Here is an 18,708-nt window from a genome sequence, read left to right as displayed (position 1 = left end):
ACCCAGCTCTTCATGATTTAGGGTGAGAGAATTTATGATTCTCTCCTCTAAAGTGACTAGCTACTATTCCAGTAACCGCATTTTACCCGTTGGGGACACGCCATCACGCAGCGCTGCCTCTGCTATCAGGAAGCTATACGTCGTCTCAATGTTCACCGCCGACGCGTAATACGCCACCGTACAAACAATTCACGAGCGTACTTCCACAGCAAATCCTCTACGAAGGCATTGCCACTGGAGTCGGATAGATAACTGAGCCCCCTGATTAGAAGGTGCCATTCCAGTCATCAGGAAGCCCGAGTGCCGTGGATTCTACGAGGGGGTTTGTGAGGAAAGATTCATGAATCAGCGTTGCAATTTTTTCGGGCCAAGTGGTTGCTGGGGACGTGGTCCGTAAGGTGTGTGCCATGACAGTAAGGACTCCAAAGAGGCGTTCGCTTTGTCCTTCAGGCAGAGTGACAAGTTCAGGTTGAGTTCTCAGTGCAGCAGTGGGGGCGGGAGTGAAGGACTTATTCCATAGACGAGCGTGATGGGCGCACATGTTGCGTACCACGGTGAGTTGTTCAAGCCATCGTACGAGCGGGTGCTGCTTCTTGACCTTGCCTCGTTGGGTTGCAGACAGCCTGGAGAGATCAACGACAAAGTTGAGACCTTCGGCGATTTCTTGTTGGGAGCGTGATGGGAGTCCCTCAAAAAGCTTGGAGATGTCCGCGAAGTCGAGTACTTCTGCTAAAACCCAAAACGGGAATGAGGCAGCGTATTTACTCTGGTAATGCTTGACTGCCTCATTGCTGCGTCCAACTCGACCTATCCGCTTGCCCGCCAAGCTTATCCACTGAGAGTGCTGGAAGTTCGACCGGAATGTTGCCGGGTCTGTGTAGGCGAGGGGATCCGTTTCGCAGAGAAGATTCCCGATACGAGTGCGTAAGGCAACCTCAATTCGCTCCATCCCATCGTGTGTGAGGGCCCGCAGTTTTCGATCAGCTTCGTAGAGAGCGGCAGCATCAGCAAACGAGGTACCTACAATGAAGTCATCGGCCCGTGCGCCCGTTACATCGAAGCGGCGTGCTGGGTACCAATACGCCGACATTCGATAGTAGCTCACGTTTGACAACCACTGACACGCCAAGGTCTCATCGACGATCATGCCTCGTGACCTCAGCAAATCAACTTGCTCAGCCAGCGTCGTCGAAGGCTTCAGATCGGCCACCCCTAGCCCCTACTTCCTGTTAAAAGAGATCCAGCCCACTCTCAACCAAAGGCTGAGGCGGGCTGAACTGTTAACTCGAGAATACCACGCCGACAAGTCGCAACCTAGCAGAGCACCGTCCAAATAGGGGAGATGAGAACTAGCCCTCATTCCACAGAGATGGAACCAGTCGTGGTTGAGGCGTATGAGTGAGAGCCTGGCGCGGGCGCACCCACGGCTTGCTGGAATTCACGTCAATTCTGACTCTTAGAAGGAGGTAGTCATGGTTACTACTGGCTTTTAGGTATTCACCAATGACGCCTTTAGAACTACCCGAACTGTCAGGTACGAGAGCAAAGTCTATTTCTGTGGTCGTGATGTGGCTACAGCGCACGAATATACCAACACGAGCAAAGCTATCCAGGGCCACTGCAAGAGTTCCGTTTTGTTACCCTCTTCCCACCCATAGGCGGAAACCAGCAGGTTCCTTTCATCACAGAAGGTGACCTTTACCGGCTCATTTTCTCCTTCGTAGCCTGCGCCGCGCAGCAGGCTACACCCAGGAAAATAGTATTGGAAGTCGGTTGAGCCGAAATTACGTTCTGGGGTTTATCCGATAGCTACCTTGGCATTGGTCTAAAAACTAAAACCAGAGAAATATGGACGGCGAGGCTTCGGTACCGAGTTTGTTCAGCTTATAAGTGAAGTCTTTAGCAAGCACCCGATAATTGCTTTTCCGGGGGTACGGACGACTTCTGGAAAGCTGTTGGTTGGCATTATTACCCCCGGGAAAAGGATAAGTAAGTTGTTTATCTCCAACAAGATCTAGCTTGGTTATTGCTGCTCATGGTAAACCGATCAAGCAACGAAAATGTGGTTCGCGCGCATTTTTATCCGTCGTGCCATGAAAATTTCCAGGATACAAATTCCTTCTCCGGAAAACCCACGGCCCACAGCAGCGCGCAAAATAAAATCCACAATACCCAGCGCCTCCGACTACTTCCGGAACACCTTTGGCAACAAAACCGTACTAGTCCGCACTTACCGCATTAAACGACCACCTTCTCGCGGTCCTCTTCCGCGCCACCTTCTTCCGCGGCCTGCAGTTTTCGAATCTTGCGCTCCTCGCCTATGGCGACAATTGCCAGCAGAAGGATGCCAATAGTCAGCGCGAAGTAGAACACGGTGAACACCGCACCCCAACCATGGAGCAGGAAGCCGAAGACGTTTAAGCCCTCCCTCTCCGGGTCTGCGATCGCGGCGAGGCCAACCTTGGCCATAGAGTCGCCGAAAAGGTAGCCGAAGGTGCCAGTCATACCGTTGGCCACACTGACTGCTCGCTTAGGAACAAAACCGACCAACGAGACACCGATCAGCAGCTGTGGGCCAAAGATCAGTGCACCGAGAATGAGCAGAGCAATATTAACCATCATCACGCTGGAAGCGTTGCGGTAGAGCATGACCGCAAAGTAAACCATGAATAGGCAGCCAATGGAGACCACCGCCCGACGCCCCTTCAACAGGTCGGACACATAGCCCCACAGAAGGCTGGCTACAAGGGCACCTATCTCAAAGTAGAAGATGGTGTTGACTGCGTCGCCCTTGCTAAAGTGCAATTCTTCCGTGACGTATAGCGGCGCCCAGTTGTCGATGCCGATGCGCACGATGTAGACGAATACGTTGGCGATACATAGAGTCCACAACCAGGGATTTTTAGAACATAAGTGAAGAAGACGTCTTTCTTAGCTAAGTCTTCTGTCTCGGTGTTTTCCTCCTCGACCGCCTCGCCGAAGATCTCTTCACTACGGTTCCAGCCGAGCTCTTCGGGGTCGTCCTTGCCCACAAACAGGCCGATTGCACCGATCGCAAGGCCAATGAGAGCCGGGAATACGAACATGCCGACGACATTTCCGCCGAAGAACATGTTGGCGCCCCATAGTGCGATACCGCCGGCCAGCGCACCGCCAACGTTGTGCGATGCATTCCAAAGCCCGAGGTATTTACCTCGCTTTGTTCGAGGTGCCCAGCGCGAGATTGTGGAGTATGACGCGGGCCCACCCGCGGATTGGAAGAGGCCGTTCAGACCCCAGAGAACGATGAAGATTCCGATGACAGAACCGAAGTAGCTAAGCAGCAGACCCATCATTAGCACCATGACGGATGCACAGAGCAGAAGCATCGAAATAACGCGCTTCGAGTTGCGTCCGTCAACAAAGTAGCCGACCAGAGTTTTACCTATGCCATAGGTAATGGAGAACGCTAGACCGATGTAGCCCAGCTGAAGCGTGGTGAGGCCAAACTCTTCCTTGAGCATTGGCTGAGCGACTTTGAAGTTGTTCCTGATGAAGTACATCGACATGTACACGAAGAAGACGACGAAGAACGCCTTGAGAAACTGCCCCAGCCACTCCTTTCTCTGCTGCTCCAGCGGAATCCCTTTGTTGGGGATCTTCTTGAGATCGAAAAAGGAAGTCATATCTGAATGCTTTCAGATGAACAGAGGGTTAACAAGGATAATTTTTATTAAAGACCTCAATCCCCCAGGTCGCTCTGAACAACAATGTAAAATCTCACACCAAACAACACAAGTAAAACGCATTCAAAAGCAAACGGACCATCAGCAGGTCAACCACGGTAGCAGATTGGCGCTCAAGGGTGTCGCCGGAGTGCCCAAGCCTCTCATCTAAGCGATACTTGACCCATGTCTAATCAAAATGAAACATTACGAGCTTTATTGAATTTCCGTGAGGAACGAAACTGGGCACAATTCCATAGCCCGGCTAATCTAGCCAAGTCAGTAGCCATTGAGGCTGGTGAGCTCTTGGAATGCTTCCAGTGGGATGATCAGGTCACAGACATCAATGCTGTGCGTGATGAGCTAGCCGATGTTCTCTCCTACGCGTATCTTCTGGCGCACGAACTTGGGTCAAACCCACATGACCTCATAATCAATAAGATGAAGCAAACAGCAATCAAATATCCTGTAGCCCAAACATCCCCGGCTAAAAAGGATATGAAGTAAAAAGCGTATACCCGCTCACCACAGCCCATCCCGCTGCCACAGCATATGTAATGTTCCCCAGTACTTTTCCTGCTAGCATCCCCCATGGCTTGATCAGCCAAACGCTCATAGCCACTAGCACCAGGATCGCCATAAGCACGTAGGAATCACCAAAAAGATGTTGGGCCAGGTTCCAACGCATAGGTGCGCCGTCGTAACGCGGCAGCAACCAATGCCCACTGCACACGGTAATAACAACAGCACCAACGCTGCCGGCCATCAATGGGTAGGCCGCGGCGGACATCCCCCAGTGACGGGCAGCCGTCACGATAGCCACTGCAACAGCTACTACTACCCAAACCCAGTGATGAGACCACGATACTGGAGAGCAGAGGAGCGCCAACAGGGAATTTACGCATAGCGCGGCGGCCGCGTGCCCGCGACCAAGCAGCACCCACATCAACCATGCGAGTACCGCAAAAACAAGGAGGCAGGCTACTGCCCATAAAGTGGTGTGCGATTCTTGACCAAAGAAGCGGGCGATGACCCCTCGGAAGGACTGGTTACTTGGCCATGTGAGATCCCCAATGCGACCCGGGTCGCTTAGAGTCTCAAACCAGTAGGTTTTGGAGGTCTGCGGCGCAATCAGCCAGGTCATAAGGGTCACACCGATGCCGGAAGCAACGCTCCAAGCGGCAGCTTTGTAGTCTTTTTTGATCAGGAAGTACAAGCCGAATACCGCCGGCGTCAACTTGATAGCAGCTGCGATTCCTACCAGACTGCCGCGCGGGAGCACCGTGCGACGGGCAAGAACATCGATGATGACGAGCATCATAAGAAGCACATTGACCTGAGCAAACCCCATGGTGTCTCTGACAGGTTCCATGAGAAGCGCCGCGCTCAGAATCACTGCGGCAAAACCATACACGGATGCCCTACCCCAATCGGGCATAACGCTGCGTGTTGCCAAAACCACGCACCACCATAGGGCAAGCACCGACGTTAAACATAAGATCGTGGCACCAAAGTTGACGCTAAGCAACGTAAAGGGCACAAATACTAGTGCTGCAAAGGGGGGATATGTGAACGGCAGTGAGACGCCGCCAACTGAATAGCCGCGAGTATAGAGGTTATCGCCAGCGAGAAAGGCCTTGGCACCTTCGCGGTATACATCGAAATCGATGTGGTACCGGAAGTACGCATCAAAATTGTCAGGGATGCCTCGGAAAAACAGGATGTCTTTGCTCACCAGCCATAGGCCTAGGATAATAACGCTAAGCACTATCGACGCCGCCCAGGTCGAGCGCCGTGCCGACACTCTGGCGAGGGTTGCCGCTAATTGTGGGCCAGAACTGGGCATTTGTTTATTCACAGCAGCAACAGTATTCAGAGCACCAAATTCAAGGCAAATTCTTTAGCCATTTTCCAGCGCCGGAACGCCCGGCGCGCCCTCCGACAACCAACGACGCACGGCAGCCGTGGCCTTACAGTCATCGCCGTTATAGCTCAGGAGAGTAGCCCGAGCGGCCTCACAATCAGCCCCAACAACGTCTCCTGTGGCTTCCCGATAAAGATGCACGCTTGTCTCTCCGTCAACGTCTTCAGCATCCCAATGGAACCCCGCTGCGGGTGCAACCACTTTGAGCCCAAGTCCCTTTGGCCCAGCAAGTTGCTTTTTTACAGCCACAAAAACATCTTGCCATTCATCAGAAGCAATGAATTGAGAAACCTCGGCTTCACTAGGAACCCCCTCATAGCGTCCATGGAAGCGGCGAGCGGAAAATTTAAGCCAGTGGTTTTCCCCGTGAGAGGAATAGCAGAACACGCCTATGGTTTTGCCAGCTGCAATCGCCGCGTTACGCCGCTGTTTGAGCCACGTCCACATCTTTGCAAACGCCTGTGCCTCAGACTCGTCACCAAGGCCCTCCCACGTGACAAAGGGTCGGTACTCCTCGCCGTCGTACGCGCCCCAAAGATAGGCTCCTTGGTCCAAATAGGCTTCCACGTCAATATCAATTTCTATATCAAAGCGCGGGAAGGTTACATCAGGAGACTTTCGCAATATATCTACCCCGTCGCGCCATGCCCGCGCGAGCTGCGAGGGCGCCCCTAGGTTGGCGTCGACAAGCCCATCCACAGTAGTGATACCGCGCTCCCGATATGGATCGCCACGATCACCCGAAAGAAAAAGGCTGAGGTCATCGGAGGCCCTCAGCTCCTGTTCGCAGAAATCCCAATATCTACAGCTTGCGCATTCTTTAACGCGACGAGCATGCTCCGGGTCCGGAACCGCAAGAGCAACATCAAGACCTTGCTGAAAGAAATCTGTATTAAGAAGGAAAACCAGCTCGCGATCCTGCCCTATCAACCCGGCGCGGCTACTTCCCACTCCCAGGCGATCAAGCGCGCGTGATGCAAGGGCCAAGGTATAAGAATCTGCAGCATGGTGTTTGAGCTTGAAATGAGCAGAGTAGGGAGTGCCCAGACCCAGACGCGAGGTAGCCATCACCTTAATTGTTTTCTGATGGTGTGGCCTAGCTATCCGGTGGTTAGAGATAAGGATCGGCATGTAGGTCCCCTCGGATCTACGCACCAGGGCATCCAGACGTACTCGCCACGCTCGGCCATCGTCTTCCCCTAGGAGAACAGGATTAGTGATAATGGTGGCCTGCGCGGCAAGCGCCTCCAATGTGGCAAGCCACGGCGCGTCTGGGTCCGTTTCAACAGCTTCCGTGCCAACTGCTTCTGATGCGGTGCTCCCCTGCGGGGGGATATCGATGCGCAGGAAATTCCGGGGGTCTCCTATGCTCGGCCCGGTGGGGAAAAACGCACGAGCCTCTTCCTTTGCCTGCATACGACGTTCATATCTGAGCTGGGAATTGTGCGTTGGCGCTACGCCTGGGTGCCGACTAGCTTGTACGAGCCGGTAGCGGCAGCCCACCAGATCAGAAGGTTGCAAGCATATATCGGTTTCCACAAGTATCCCAGCCTATTGCACGAGTACGGGTACTGTGGAATTGAACTGGGTTCCGGTGAGGATCACACAACACGTTGTTATGTCAACGAGGTATCGCCCTCCCCACCGATACTCTTAGAATCGAGAGACGAGCATACGTACGAGTGAAGGAAACAACCATGGGATTGTTTGAATCTATCCGTAAGGCACGCGCAAAAACCAAGGCAGAGATCAAAGCTGCCAAGGTGCGTGCCCGCCAGGAAGCCAAGGAAGCTGCCAAACTCGAGTTCAAACGCGATAAGTTCCTTGCTCGTCAAGAAAAGAAGTTGCTCAAGGAAGAGAAAAAGGGTCTCAAAGCCAAGCGTAAGCACGAAGAGAAAATGGCTAAAAATACCCTTGAACAGCTCAAAGCCGGCAAGTTTAATAAGAATAATATACTGCGCTATGCAGGTGCAGCCCGAGCAATCATCCCAATCGCCCTTCCCCTCGTCTATCGGGGAATCACACTGGCAAAAGAAGAAGCCGCTAAGCGCCGTGCCATGAAGTTGGGAGTCAGCGCAGAAGACCTGGGGCGATTCAGCGGGCATGGTGCAGAAATTAAGGCACGCATTGCGGGGATGAATAGCTCCGTCAAGCTTTCTTCTCTGCCCAAGGGCTTTGTCACTGACGTTGAACAACGCCTTCAGGATCTCGACTTTGCCGTAGACAACGCAGAGTTTATGACCCCCGAACTGCGTCAACGTAGTCACCGCAGCATCAATAAGGATTTAGATCAGTTGGGACGCCAGATCCAAAACAAGATTGAGAGCTAAAGCCAACCCACTGCCCCATCGCCTTAGTGGGGTTTCAATGAGTCAAATCACCGATTTGGCTCATTTTTTATTGTTATATTTCTACCCCCATACGAATTAAACACCATAATTTTTATGCTATATCTCCCCACCATACGAAATAAGTAAATTAAAACTCTTATTTTGGAATATCTTAGAAATTGAGAAAAATTCACAAAAGAACATTATGTTCAAAAGATTCCATCTCAAAATGGCAATAAAATTCACCAGGAAGATATCAAAGCAATAACAAAAAGGAATTAAATACATTCCATAAATACGGCCAAAATTAATTTTTTATCAGAAAGGCGTCTAGTAATTGAAAGTTTTAGAGATAATATATTAAATCAGTTCACCTCAAAGAGCATTCTTTATTGTTTGCATATCTTTGATCGTGAATTTAGCAATGCTGGCACATGCCTCTTTGTTACAAACGCCTACCGATGCATAGGCATACAAGTGCATAGGTAAGCGCAGTGAGCGATTAATAGTAAAAGGGCATTAACATGGCACGCCGAGAAATCACCCAGTTTTTTGATGACATAGATAATACGCCCCTCGATGAGTCCGAGGTCCGAGTTATCTCTTTTAGCTTTGATGGAGAAGACTTCACCATCGATCTCTCGGAAGAAAACGCAGAAAAGTTCCGCGAGGCAATCCGCCCGTATACGGAGAAGGCCTCCAGAACTATGAGCCAGCGCACCCCCGTGGGTCACGACCCCAAGGACGTGCGGCAGTGGGCTAAGTCTAAAAAAATAGATATTGCGGCACGTGGCAAGATCCCGCAAGAGGTCATTGACGCATACGTCCAAGCCCACAAGCGCTAGACGATGCCTCACACGCGCCTCCCCACCACAGGCGCGCAAGACTCCGTCCTACAAAACGCCTTGCTCCCGAGCAATCGCGACCGCCGAGGTACGCGAGCGAACACCCAGCTTGTCATAGATATGAACAAGATGGCTCTTCACTGTAGCCTCAGAGAGCAAGAGAACACGACCAATATCGCGGTTGGAGGAACCTCCAGCCACCAATTTCAATACCTCTAGCTCCCGTGGGGTCAATGAGGTACGCGGGGTGCGGACGCGCGTCATCAGACGGTTGGCTACCGTGGGGGAAAGCGTGGAGTCGCCTTCAGCGGCAGAACGAACTGCAGCAAGCAATTCTTCCGGCGGAGCGTCCTTAAGCAGATAGCCAAGTGCGCCTGCTTCAATCGCGCCCAAGATATCTGCGTCGGTGTCATAGTTGGTTACCACCAATACGTGAGGCGATTTTTCCATGGTCCGTTTTATCTCAGCTGTAGCGTCGGCACCGTTGGTCAGCCGAGTGCCCTCTACCCCTGGCCCAAAGCGTAGGTCCATGAGAATCACATCGATGCCACCCGCTTGGGCTGCCGCTATAGCGCCTTCTGCGGTGGCTACCTCACCGATAACCTCGATATCATCCGCGCTTTCTAAAACTGCACGCAGACCAAGTCGAACGATCTCGTGGTCGTCGGCAAGCAAAACTCGAATCATGTGATGATCACGCCTTTCTTTTTCCTGCTACGCCACGCACTGGCGGGGCAGACACACAACTAACTTAGCCCACCCTTGTAAGTAATTCTATATCGTGTCACCTGCCGCTTTACCCCATCCATAAGATAGATACAGTACTTTGAGCATTAAGCCTCCGCACGTATGGGAAGCGCCACAGATACAGCTGTGCCATCACCCGGCGCGGATTCCACTTCAAGAGTTCCGCCCTGTTCCTCTGCTCGCTGCCTCATAGCGTTAATCCCGATGTGCCCTAGCCCTGCCGGGCGGTTAGCCACGTGTTCAGGGTCAAATCCTTGACCGTTATCCACAACGTCCAGGCGTACTTCATCATCCGCATACGTGAGAGTCACTTGACACCTCGTCGCCTGAGAATGCTTTGCGACGTTCCCCAGCGCCCCCTGACCGATACGCAGCAAGGCGGCCTCTGTACGCATAGGCAACTGCCGTTCTACCCCTTCAACCAGAATAGAAATCTCCGGAGAAACGATCTGTTCAGCAACGCGATGTAACGCACCCTCCAACGAGGTTTTACTCAACGCCGCCGGCTGCAGCGCCGCAATCATCGCGCGCACCTCACTCAAATTATCTGCAGCAGTAGTGCGGGCTAACTCCATCCGCTTCAGAGGAACAGCTTGTTCGGCCTCACTCATACTGGAGTTTTTAATATCTTGTTCTGACACCCGCAGCAGCATTTGAATACTCGATAGCCCCTGCGCCAGCGTATCGTGAATTTCATGCGCAATGCGCTGGCGTTCGGCAGCCACTCCTGCCGCGCGTTCTGTCTCTGCCAGCTGTGAACGCGTAGAGATAAGCTCGCGGATCAATAAATCGCGCTCTCGTGCGCCCTTCCAGATCGCCTCAAAAGCAAAGTGAATCGCGATAACCACAAGAGCAGAGACAAGCGGACCCATAACTGCTCCTAGAGTGAGGTCTGGCATCTGACTAAAGATCGCGATGAGGGCTGCGCCAATGACCGCAATGATCCCCCGTATGTCTGGCAATACGCGTAAATATAGAAAAAACAGCGGAAATACCATGTACACGGATACCGGGATAACCGGAATCATCAGAACCCATACCAGCGTCAATGCAGCAAGAAGAAGCAGGATCTGCCATAGCTTTGTGTATTGGCGGAGCACAATAAGCGAGTAAATAAGCGCAAAAAAGGCGCTAAGCGCTACCGCGATCATCGCTGATCGGGTGTCTAAGCGCACAACCCCTCCCACGGAGACAATCAACAAAACCGTGGTCAAAATGTTCATCGCCCGGTAATAGAGCGCTGCACCAGGTTGCCCCGCGTGAGCCTCTAAGTGCCCATCTATGCGGCTCCCGTCTGTGACGTCGAAAAGCCCTAATGGCGTGTCCCCTGCAATTTTTTCATCGCCACTATGCCCTCTCTCGTGGGGAAGACGCGCACTATTAGGGTCTTGAGGATCTAGGCTTAGTCGCATGAGACGTACCTTACTGCCTATAGCTCTTATTGCAGTGGCACTGACGGCAGCCGGATGTGGAAACAACGCAACTTCGTCATCTGACGCCGCTTCTGCCTCTGCAACCGGGGCTACTAATGAGGCCCCTCTCCCCGATTCGGGGCTCCCCGCCGAGGCCCTTCCAGAAATCCCAGAGGGCAAAAACGGCTGGACAGAATGTCCTTATCTCGACTCGAATTGGGTCGCAGACACCAATGGCCAGCGCATGGTCGCCCAAGGCGTGGATTCTCGTTTTGATACCCCCGCCTGCGTTTTCTGGTCTTATCCTGAGGATCCCCAAGCCACAGTGATCGTACGGCACATGGCTACCGAACAAGAGGCTATCAAGGTCGTCGACTGGGCCGCTCCCATCGACACTACCGAGCCCGCCGAGGAACCCGCAGGCTGGTCAGGCGGGCGCATCGGCAACGATAAAGGCGCCACCTACGCGGTGCAAAAGGGCAATGTGGCGGTCGTGGTCTTCAGCAATCAGCAGCAATCACTCAAGGCAGAGTTGATTGCCAAGGAAACCATCTCCAGATTGGCGCTGTAGAGGTCCTCACAGAAAAGAGGCTGCCGATGCGATCGGTAGCCTCTTTCTATATGTCGCGTGCAGCTCACATGCTTAGACTGCTACGTCGTTATAAGGCATAAGAGCGGATACCCATGGGAAAACAACTTCCATGAGGAGGAAGAACACGGCCACAGCAACGGCAAGAGCAAGAAAAGCTTTTACCGGCCATGGGCCTGGAAGACAGCGCCAAAATAATCCATACATTTACTTCTCCTCCAATGCAGCGGGTTTTTCTCCAGAACCATTCTTGGGAATCGTCTCAGTGAGCATTGCGTGAACGATCATGCGTTCTGCGTTAGAGAACTGCGGATGACACGTGGTCATCGTCATTACGCCCTCCATGTCGTCTCCTGCCGTGGTGATGTCTGTGCCAGGAAGAGAACTAATCGTATTCACATCACCGGGAGTGGTGATATACCGACCGCTAACGCTGGAATAATCACCATTTACAACGCGCTCAATCTGTTCCGGCGTGAGACAACGCTCAGCATCCGCGCGGCGTTGTTCGCCAAAGGAATCGATGGGAAGAACCCGATAGACATTCCATGCGTTTTGGGTTTCCACGACTACGGCATCGCATGCATGCAAGTTCCCCAAATCATTAAAGGGAGCGCCCTTACCCACTCGGTGTCCCGCGACAGCAAAGTTACCTTTCTCTCCCGGCAGCTGCGTATCGTGGTAATGCCCTGGCCCCGCCTCTAGATCGGTGTCCGCGGTCCCCTCAACAATCGCAAATTGAAAGTCTGAGCCAAAGGCCGGTATGTACATCCGGGCAAAGGCCGTACCAAGCTCAGGCGCTATCTTTTTACGTGGATTTACTCGCTCGTTATCCCACTGGTTCTGCAGCTGGTTATTAGCCTCATTCTGAGCTTTACCCGATGCAATATTGGTCCAATAGGACTCATAGAAGGCAAAGAGAAAGAAAAGGATGCCCGCAGTCAACAAAATCTCACCCAGGATTTGGGTGAAGGTTATGCGTGGACGATTTTTATGGCTTCCGGTCTTTGACTCAGACGCGCTGTGCCGACCGACTCCATGTCTATGTTGCGGCTCTCCCCCCGAGGAGACACCTGGGGCTGTAGAACTGGTCATGGCTTCCTTAATTTTCTTTAATTCAGGTAGGTAGAAGTAGTCTAGCCCGCTTTTTCATGTCTTCCACTACTACGCGTACTCTTTTTATTGTTCTTTTACTACGCTGAGCTTGTAACCAGAGCTACCGCACCGGTGTATTCATAGCTCGTCGATGTGCATAATGCGCACGCAGGTTGGAATGGAGACAGTACCGCTCGTGATAGAGATATTTATCTACCCAGTGTCTGGGGTGATGAAGCTTTGGCACCTCTTCTTGGCCAACATGCTCGGTGTGCCAGCCTCACTTGCATGGGCTTTGTCCTTGTTTGCCCTGGTTATCACGGTCCGCGGTATCGTGGCGCCTTTTACGTGGATACAGCTCAAGTCCGGACGCGCAGGTATTCTGATGCGCCCCAAACTCAAGCGATTGCAGGAGGAGTACGAGGAAAAGACGGATAAGGAGTCAATCCTCGAATATCAGCAGAAACAAAAAGAGCTGCACAAAGAGTACGGTTACAGCGTTAAATCAGGCTGTGTTCCTGCATTGATTCAAATTCCTGTCTTTCTTGGTCTTTATCAAGTATTACTGCGTATGGCGCGGCCCGTGGAAGGGCTGGACGCAAACAATCATGCTCCTATTGGACTGCTCTCCTCAGACGATGTCAGTGCTTTCTTGGAATCACGCGTCTCTGACGTGCCACTTCCGGCATATAACGCTATGTCTGCAGAGCAATTTGCCAGGCTTAACACTACCTATGATGCCGTCCATGCTTTTGTCACCCCGCTTATCATCGCAGCTTGCGTCTTTACAGTAATCAACCTGATTATTTCCGTAGTTCGAAACAACTATTCAGTGGATCATGATTCGGGCCTGGCGGTACAGCTCAACCGCCTTCTCATCATCATGATCTTTTTCACCCCACTGATGCTGATCAGTTTGGGCCTTAGGTCTCCTATTCCCGCAGCTATTTGCATGTACTGGGTGGCTAACAACCTGTGGACGCTGATCCAAAATGCCCTGATGTATCTGGTGCTTCGTATCAAGTATCCCTTTGATAAGGAGCATCAGGCTTTCCAAGCTCATCGACGTCGTCAGCGCCGCGAGCGCGTCCAAGAGAAAAAGGCTAGCGTCCGAGCTTTACGACGCAAACGTCTTGCTTCAATCATCATGCCTTGGCGCTTCCCCCGCTATCAGGTAGAGATAGCAGAGATTAAAAAGACTCGTCGCGCAGCAAAGGCGGAAGAAAAGGCGCGTAAAAAAGCCCTTGCCCAGGAGCGGAAAGCGTCTCGAGATGAGATAGACAAGGAGCGAGCTGAGGAAAGGAAGCAAGCCGCGGAGAAAAGACGCGCTGAGCGAGCTGCCGCACGCGCTAAGAAGTCAGCTGGCAATCCTCCTGAGGAAACTACAGAAGCTACCTAAATTGAATAATCGGCGGGAGGCGCGGACAAAAGCTGTACGGCCAGGTCGCGGGCAGTCTTGAGCGATTCCAATGAATGAGTAAGGCGCCCTCCGGCCAGGCCGCCATCAAGAAAAATCATAAGTTGATGCGCCTGCGTGGTTCCGGGATAACCATTCTTCTCTGTCAGCAGATCGGTGAGTGTTTTCAAACACCAGTCGCGATGCTCTTTTACTGCCAGCACAATTCCCTTTTCCATATCTGTTTCCGGACGCGGGTACTCATTGGCAGCGTTTTGAAAATGAGATCCTCGGTACTGTTTCTGTGGTTCTTCTTCGATGCACTGATCAAAAAAAGCCAGGATTTTATCTTCAGGCTGGACCATATTTTTTGTGCGTTCATAGTAGGACGCACGCCATTGCTCATCCAGGTTCTCTATATAGGCAATAACAAGTGCGTCTTTAGACCCAAAAAGTGAGTACAGGCTGGCTTTGGCCACATCCGCTTCCCGGAGTATCCGGTCAATACCGATGACCCGGATTCCCTCGGTAGTAAAAAGACGTGTAGCGCTTTCTAGGAGGCGTTGTCTCGGACTCGGGCGGTTACGACGCCGCCCCGCAGTTTTCGTACTCTTCGCCTCGGCCAAAAGAGCCACTTCCTTCCCATAGGGCTAGTAATAACGAATGTAAAGGGTACTACGTGCAACTACTGTCAGGCCATTCCAGCAGGCATGTACAGACTAGTCTACTCACTGAACACAAGGAAACTACCCATAAGTGCTAGTGGCTATAATTTTTCGCCTCTGTTATGGCACGATACGATCCATGACTATTTCCGACCCGCTCAACCCTGGGCAGGGCGCAGCCGATAATTCCGCTGCGTCCGTCACTAACCCAGCTCCTTCCCAACCGGCACGCTTCATCGCCGTGCAACGCAGTTATTATCCATTGCTGCTCACGTTATTCGTGGCTATCTTCCTCATCTCTAACATCAACGCCACCAAAGGCGTAGCCCTCGGCCCCATCATTACAGACGGTGCATTCTTCCTCTTCCCCGCCGCGTATGTCATCGGCGACGTTCTTTCAGAATGCTACGGATTCCGGGCTACTCGACGCGCCATCTGGACTGGATTCTTTGTCATGCTTGTAGCCGTGATCTCCTTCTATGTGGCGATCTGGCTGCCTTCTGCAGACTTTTACACTGGGCAAGAATCTTTTGCCGCTGTCCTAGGATTAGTACCACGCATCGTCCTAGCATCGCTTGCGGGTTATCTTGTAGGGCAGCTTCTCAACTCATATGTGCTCGTAGCTATCAAAAAACGCACTGGAGAACGTTCTTTGTGGGTCCGGCTCATAGGATCAACCATTGTGGGGGAGTTCGGCGATACTCTTATTTTTTGCCTTATCGCCGCGCCCGTCATCGGCATCACTACTTTTTCAGATACGGCAAACTACACTCTCGTAGGGTTTTTCTGGAAAACCGCAGTAGAAATACTTGTCCTGCCCATCACATATGCAGCTATTGCATGGGTAAAAAAGAAAGAAAATTACTAATTCCATAGCAAAGGGCGGACGAGGAGCACTCGTCCGCCCTTATTTTGTTGATCCGCTACTTACGAACCAATTGAACAATGCTGAGCAGAATCACCGCACCAAGCAAGCAGGTAAGGAAGCTAAAGATAATGCCGCCGCCGGCAACATCTACACCAAATAGTTTCAGGAGCCAACCTCCAAGAAGGCCGCCGACAACACCCACGAGGATATTAAGGCCAATACCTTGCTGAGCATCAGTGCCCTTGATCTTGGAGGCAATCCAGCCAGCAAGACCACCAATAATGATCCAACCGATAATTCCTAGACCTAGCATGTTGACTCCTTAAATAATTTCTATTTGAGCTCCGTCTTGGGACCCTATGCCCTCAAAGTCCAGTGCTCACTTACTACTCACCAGGCTAGGCTGAAAAATACGTTTGCGTTGATCTTTATCCCCTCAAAACCCCTGTAAATACGCTTATTTTGCAGTTCCGTAACCTAAAGATTGCCACGACGATCCGCATATATTCATTAAAGATAACAATTGAACAAAGAATAGCTAATCGACGAGATTCTCCAGGCTTTTCCCCCTTTAAACCCCACCCGTGGTCGTTTTCCGGGTGAATCAGAACACATAATAGCCGGCCCCCGAAAAAGAGGCCGGCTATGCAAGCAAGACGCTATTAATCCTTATCAGGCGGGCGTACTACCACCATCGGACACGGCGCCGATTGGAGCAACGCACGGGATGTGGATCCCAGCAACATACCGCGGAACCCACCGCGTCCATGAGAACCAACGACCAGCAACTGTGCATCCTTGGCAGAATCTTCCAGAGCACGAATCGGCCGATCCCTGGTAATCACCATATCTACATTCACGTCGGGGAAACGCTCCAGCAGGGGTTGAATGCGATCATGGAGAAGCTGCGTCTGCTCTTCCTCAATAACATTCCATTCCTGCTGCGCCGCTGCCAGGCCCGCAAGAGAGGCCTGTACTTGCATGTCCATCCACGTATGGATAGCAACAAGTTTGGCACCTCGAGCCTGAGCCTCTTCAAAAGCAAACTCAGTTGCCCGTTGGGAGACCTCAGAACCATCCACGCCGACGACAACCGGACCATACTTGTTGGCGTCAGTTACCTGGTTATCCTCACGAACCACGACCACCGGGCACTTAGCGTGGCTTACTACAGCAGCAGAAACGGAGCCCATGACCATGCCGGACAGGCCGCCCAAGCCACGAGAGCCCATCACAATCATTGTGACCTCACTAGACATTTCCAGGAGCATGTCTATGGGGCTCCCCTCCGCGATGGTGTAGCCGATCTTGATGTCTGGCGCTACCTCATGCGCGAGGGTTCGAGCAGCTTCGACTGTTGCCATGGTCTCCGTCTGGAGCTCGTCGAAAAGCTCCTGAGGCGGAACCATTCCCTCAGCGTAGAGAAATTGTGGCATGGTGTAGCTGGCGGCCAAGCGCAGCGGAACACCACGCTTGTTTGCGGTGTTTGCCGCCCAGCGAACCGCATTATTTGATGCTTCAGAGCCGTCAACTGCGACGACGACGATGTTCTCGGCAGTCATTTTCCTGAGCCTTTCTTCACGGGGCGACACGGGATCTCCGCATCTACTATGGCTGATATACCCACCCTATGGTGGTCAATCACACTTTCTATGTTAGCGCTCGATAACGCCACACACTACCAATTGCAACCAGTCTGCAGGTACTACAAAATCTCAGTTAATCGCTATTCCCGGGTTACTTCTCCACGGGAAGGGTCGCTGCAGGGGCATTGGAAGGATAGAAGAAGGAATAAATCGCGTGAAGAATATCCGCAATAACTCGGCCAATACCTTGGCTAAAGAAGTTCATAACCGGAAGCAAGATAGCATTAATGTCCATGGAAGATAGGGTAGTACACTTTCCTCGCGGTCAAGCACCTTTACCGGTAAAAAATGGTCTCAACCCCACCAGGGTGAGGGTATCCGAAGAACACGCCGGGATGAGCGCCTACGAGTTTGTATGGCACCTCATAGCGTCGCAACGCCGTCGTCACCCTGACGACACCACCGAGGCACTCCTTAGCCGCTTTCAGGGCGACCAGGTGATCATCGGCCCTAAGTTCCGCATAGCCAGCCCAGAGTCAACGCTCAAAGCCAACGAGGATATCTGGTTCTACCGCACCCCGGCTCCGGAAATACCGGTCCCATACAGCTGCGAAACCATTTACGAGGACGACAATCTCCTTGTGGTGAATAAACCGCCATTCCTGGCCACCATGCCGCGAGGAAAGCACATTACCCAAACCGCCACCGTGCAGATGCGTCGCGCGACCGGCAACGGCGATCTCTCGCCTGCGCACCGTCTCGACCGCCTCACCTCTGGCATCTTGGTTTTCACCAAGAACCGTAAAGTTCGCGGCGCTTATCAAAGCCTCTTCGCCGAGCGAAAAGTAACCAAAACTTACCATGCGATCGCGCCCTTCAGTGAAGACTTAACCGGTAATACTCTCTGGCGCGACCACATGATCAAAACACCAGGCGATATGCAAGGTCACATCGTCCCAGGCCCCCCAAACGCCGAGACTTTGCTTGTCGACGTCACCGAGCTCGACGCACAAGAAACAGCACAGTTACAGAAGCTCCACCACGTCACCACACCCCTGGCACGTTATACGCTTCAACCGCACACGGGACGCACCCACCAGCTACGTCTGCATATGTGGGCAGCTGGTGTTCCTATCCTAGGGGATCCCGCCTACCCCGTTATTCTTGCAGAAGAAGTAGAAGATTTCCGGGTGCCTATGCACCTCACGGCTTATCAACTCACCTTCCTAGACCCCTTCAGTAACACCCCCCGGTGTTTTACCTTGCAATAAACCCATACCCCCTCTGTCCAGGAGGGGTTTTGGGTATGCAAAAAGGGGAGGGTGGGTGAATGAAAACACACGTTCTCATTCACCCACCCTCACCAATATCAAGTTTTGTGGTTGGCGGCGACCTACTCTCCCACACCCTCCCAGGTGCAGTACCATCAGCGCAATCGGGCTTAGCTTCCGGGTTCGGAAAGGGACCGGGCGTACCCCCGACACAATAACCACCAACACATCCATACAACACAACACATCACATGTCATGTCAGACACTGCACAGTG

At 52.4% G+C, this 18,708-nt stretch carries 18 protein-coding genes, 1 rRNA gene and 1 pseudogene; 7 read left to right on the top strand and 13 right to left on the bottom strand.

All coding sequences use genetic code 11. The features are described from left to right. Positions 1–265: 265 nt before the first annotated feature. Together CpATCC19410_RS03110 and uhpT are read right to left on the bottom strand one after the other, a co-directional pair. Entirely contained in the window at positions 266–1,210 is a 945-nt protein-coding gene (locus tag CpATCC19410_RS03110; protein WP_014522909.1) for an Abi family protein, read from the bottom strand. Between the two features lie 1,028 nt (positions 1,211–2,238). Then, positions 2,239–3,665, bottom strand: a pseudogene (uhpT, locus tag CpATCC19410_RS03100) (hexose-6-phosphate:phosphate antiporter UhpT). Between the two features lie 225 nt (positions 3,666–3,890). Here uhpT and CpATCC19410_RS03090 point away from each other — a divergent pair. Continuing rightward, positions 3,891–4,211 (top strand): nucleotide pyrophosphohydrolase, encoded by a 321-nt coding sequence (locus CpATCC19410_RS03090; RefSeq protein ID WP_013242859.1) that lies wholly within the window; start codon positions 3,891–3,893, stop codon positions 4,209–4,211. Here CpATCC19410_RS03090 and CpATCC19410_RS03085 read toward each other — a convergent pair. Continuing rightward, a complete protein-coding gene (locus CpATCC19410_RS03085; RefSeq protein WP_014401461.1) occupies positions 4,192–5,550 on the bottom strand; it encodes a glycosyltransferase 87 family protein in 1,359 nt (452 codons plus the stop codon). The two genes, CpATCC19410_RS03090 and CpATCC19410_RS03085, sit on opposite strands and share 20 nt — an antisense overlap. A 54-nt stretch (positions 5,551–5,604) precedes the next feature. Next, positions 5,605–7,167: a TM0106 family RecB-like putative nuclease gene (locus CpATCC19410_RS03080; RefSeq protein ID WP_013242861.1), complete on the bottom strand. Its 1,563-nt coding sequence runs from the start codon at positions 7,165–7,167 to the stop codon at positions 5,605–5,607. A gap of 158 nt (positions 7,168–7,325) precedes the next feature. Here CpATCC19410_RS03080 and CpATCC19410_RS03075 point away from each other — a divergent pair, with 158 nt between their 5' ends. Next, on the top strand, positions 7,326–7,958 hold the full coding sequence (locus CpATCC19410_RS03075) for a DUF6474 family protein (protein ID WP_013242862.1): 633 nt from the start codon (positions 7,326–7,328) through the stop codon (positions 7,956–7,958). A gap of 524 nt (positions 7,959–8,482) precedes the next feature. Next, the gene (locus CpATCC19410_RS03070) at positions 8,483–8,803 is read left to right on the top strand and encodes a histone-like nucleoid-structuring protein Lsr2 (protein ID WP_013242863.1); all 321 of its coding nucleotides are present in this window, start codon (positions 8,483–8,485) and stop codon (positions 8,801–8,803) included. Between the two features lie 48 nt (positions 8,804–8,851). Here CpATCC19410_RS03070 and CpATCC19410_RS03065 read toward each other — a convergent pair whose 3' ends face one another. Both CpATCC19410_RS03065 and CpATCC19410_RS03060 read right to left on the bottom strand, forming a co-directional pair. Further along, positions 8,852–9,490, bottom strand: a complete 639-nt coding sequence (locus CpATCC19410_RS03065) for a response regulator (protein WP_013242864.1) — start codon at positions 9,488–9,490, stop codon at positions 8,852–8,854. A 146-nt stretch (positions 9,491–9,636) separates the two neighbouring features. Continuing rightward, a complete protein-coding gene (locus tag CpATCC19410_RS03060) occupies positions 9,637–10,962 on the bottom strand; it encodes a sensor histidine kinase (protein WP_013242865.1) in 1,326 nt (441 codons plus the stop codon). On the opposite strand from CpATCC19410_RS03060, the gene CpATCC19410_RS03055 reads away from it, so the two are divergent. Next, positions 10,961–11,533: a DUF2020 domain-containing protein gene (locus CpATCC19410_RS03055; protein ID WP_013242866.1), complete on the top strand. Its 573-nt coding sequence runs from the start codon at positions 10,961–10,963 to the stop codon at positions 11,531–11,533. The genes CpATCC19410_RS03060 and CpATCC19410_RS03055 overlap by 2 nt on opposite strands. 72 nt (positions 11,534–11,605) lie before the next feature. Here CpATCC19410_RS03055 and CpATCC19410_RS10805 read toward each other — a convergent pair whose 3' ends face one another. Next, on the bottom strand, positions 11,606–11,758 hold the full coding sequence (locus CpATCC19410_RS10805; protein ID WP_013242867.1) for a hypothetical protein: 153 nt from the start codon (positions 11,756–11,758) through the stop codon (positions 11,606–11,608). Beyond that, a complete protein-coding gene (locus CpATCC19410_RS03045; RefSeq protein WP_013242868.1) occupies positions 11,759–12,646 on the bottom strand; it encodes a class E sortase in 888 nt (295 codons plus the stop codon). It lies immediately after the preceding gene. A gap of 151 nt (positions 12,647–12,797) precedes the next feature. On the opposite strand from CpATCC19410_RS03045, the gene yidC reads away from it, so the two are divergent. Then, positions 12,798–14,045, top strand: a complete 1,248-nt coding sequence (gene yidC, locus CpATCC19410_RS03040) for a membrane protein insertase YidC (protein WP_014401462.1) — start codon at positions 12,798–12,800, stop codon at positions 14,043–14,045. Here the strand turns inward: yidC and CpATCC19410_RS03035 are convergent. Continuing rightward, positions 14,042–14,668 (bottom strand): TetR/AcrR family transcriptional regulator, encoded by a 627-nt coding sequence (locus tag CpATCC19410_RS03035; RefSeq protein WP_014301027.1) that lies wholly within the window; start codon positions 14,666–14,668, stop codon positions 14,042–14,044. The two genes, yidC and CpATCC19410_RS03035, sit on opposite strands and share 4 nt — an antisense overlap. Before the next feature lie 178 nt (positions 14,669–14,846). Here CpATCC19410_RS03035 and CpATCC19410_RS03030 point away from each other — a divergent pair, with 178 nt between their 5' ends. Next, positions 14,847–15,575 carry a queuosine precursor transporter gene (locus CpATCC19410_RS03030; protein WP_014301028.1) on the top strand — a complete coding sequence of 243 codons (729 nt, stop codon included), beginning with the start codon at positions 14,847–14,849 and terminating at the stop codon, positions 15,573–15,575. A gap of 55 nt (positions 15,576–15,630) precedes the next feature. Here CpATCC19410_RS03030 and CpATCC19410_RS03025 read toward each other — a convergent pair whose 3' ends face one another. From CpATCC19410_RS03025 to CpATCC19410_RS10800, 3 genes are all read right to left on the bottom strand, one after another. After that, positions 15,631–15,888, bottom strand: coding sequence for a GlsB/YeaQ/YmgE family stress response membrane protein (locus CpATCC19410_RS03025; RefSeq protein ID WP_013242872.1), 258 nt, complete (start codon positions 15,886–15,888; stop codon positions 15,631–15,633). A gap of 349 nt (positions 15,889–16,237) precedes the next feature. Beyond that, positions 16,238–17,137 (bottom strand): universal stress protein, encoded by a 900-nt coding sequence (locus CpATCC19410_RS03020; protein ID WP_014401463.1) that lies wholly within the window; start codon positions 17,135–17,137, stop codon positions 16,238–16,240. Between the two features lie 175 nt (positions 17,138–17,312). Then, positions 17,313–17,456, bottom strand: coding sequence for a hypothetical protein (locus CpATCC19410_RS10800; protein ID WP_014301029.1), 144 nt, complete (start codon positions 17,454–17,456; stop codon positions 17,313–17,315). Between CpATCC19410_RS10800 and CpATCC19410_RS03015 the strand changes: the two genes are divergently transcribed. Continuing rightward, complete coding sequence (locus tag CpATCC19410_RS03015) at positions 17,449–18,432, top strand: pseudouridine synthase (RefSeq protein WP_013242874.1); 984 nt, start codon at positions 17,449–17,451, stop codon at positions 18,430–18,432. The two genes, CpATCC19410_RS10800 and CpATCC19410_RS03015, sit on opposite strands and share 8 nt — an antisense overlap. A gap of 109 nt (positions 18,433–18,541) precedes the next feature. Here the strand turns inward: CpATCC19410_RS03015 and rrf are convergent. Next, positions 18,542–18,658, bottom strand: a 5S ribosomal RNA gene (gene rrf / locus CpATCC19410_RS03010). Positions 18,659–18,708: the final 50 nt, after the last annotated feature.

It is taken from the genome of Corynebacterium pseudotuberculosis (assembly GCF_002155265.1).
GTDB lineage: Bacteria > Actinomycetota > Actinomycetes > Mycobacteriales > Mycobacteriaceae > Corynebacterium > Corynebacterium pseudotuberculosis.
This window is presented reverse-complemented; position numbering and strand designations above follow the sequence as displayed.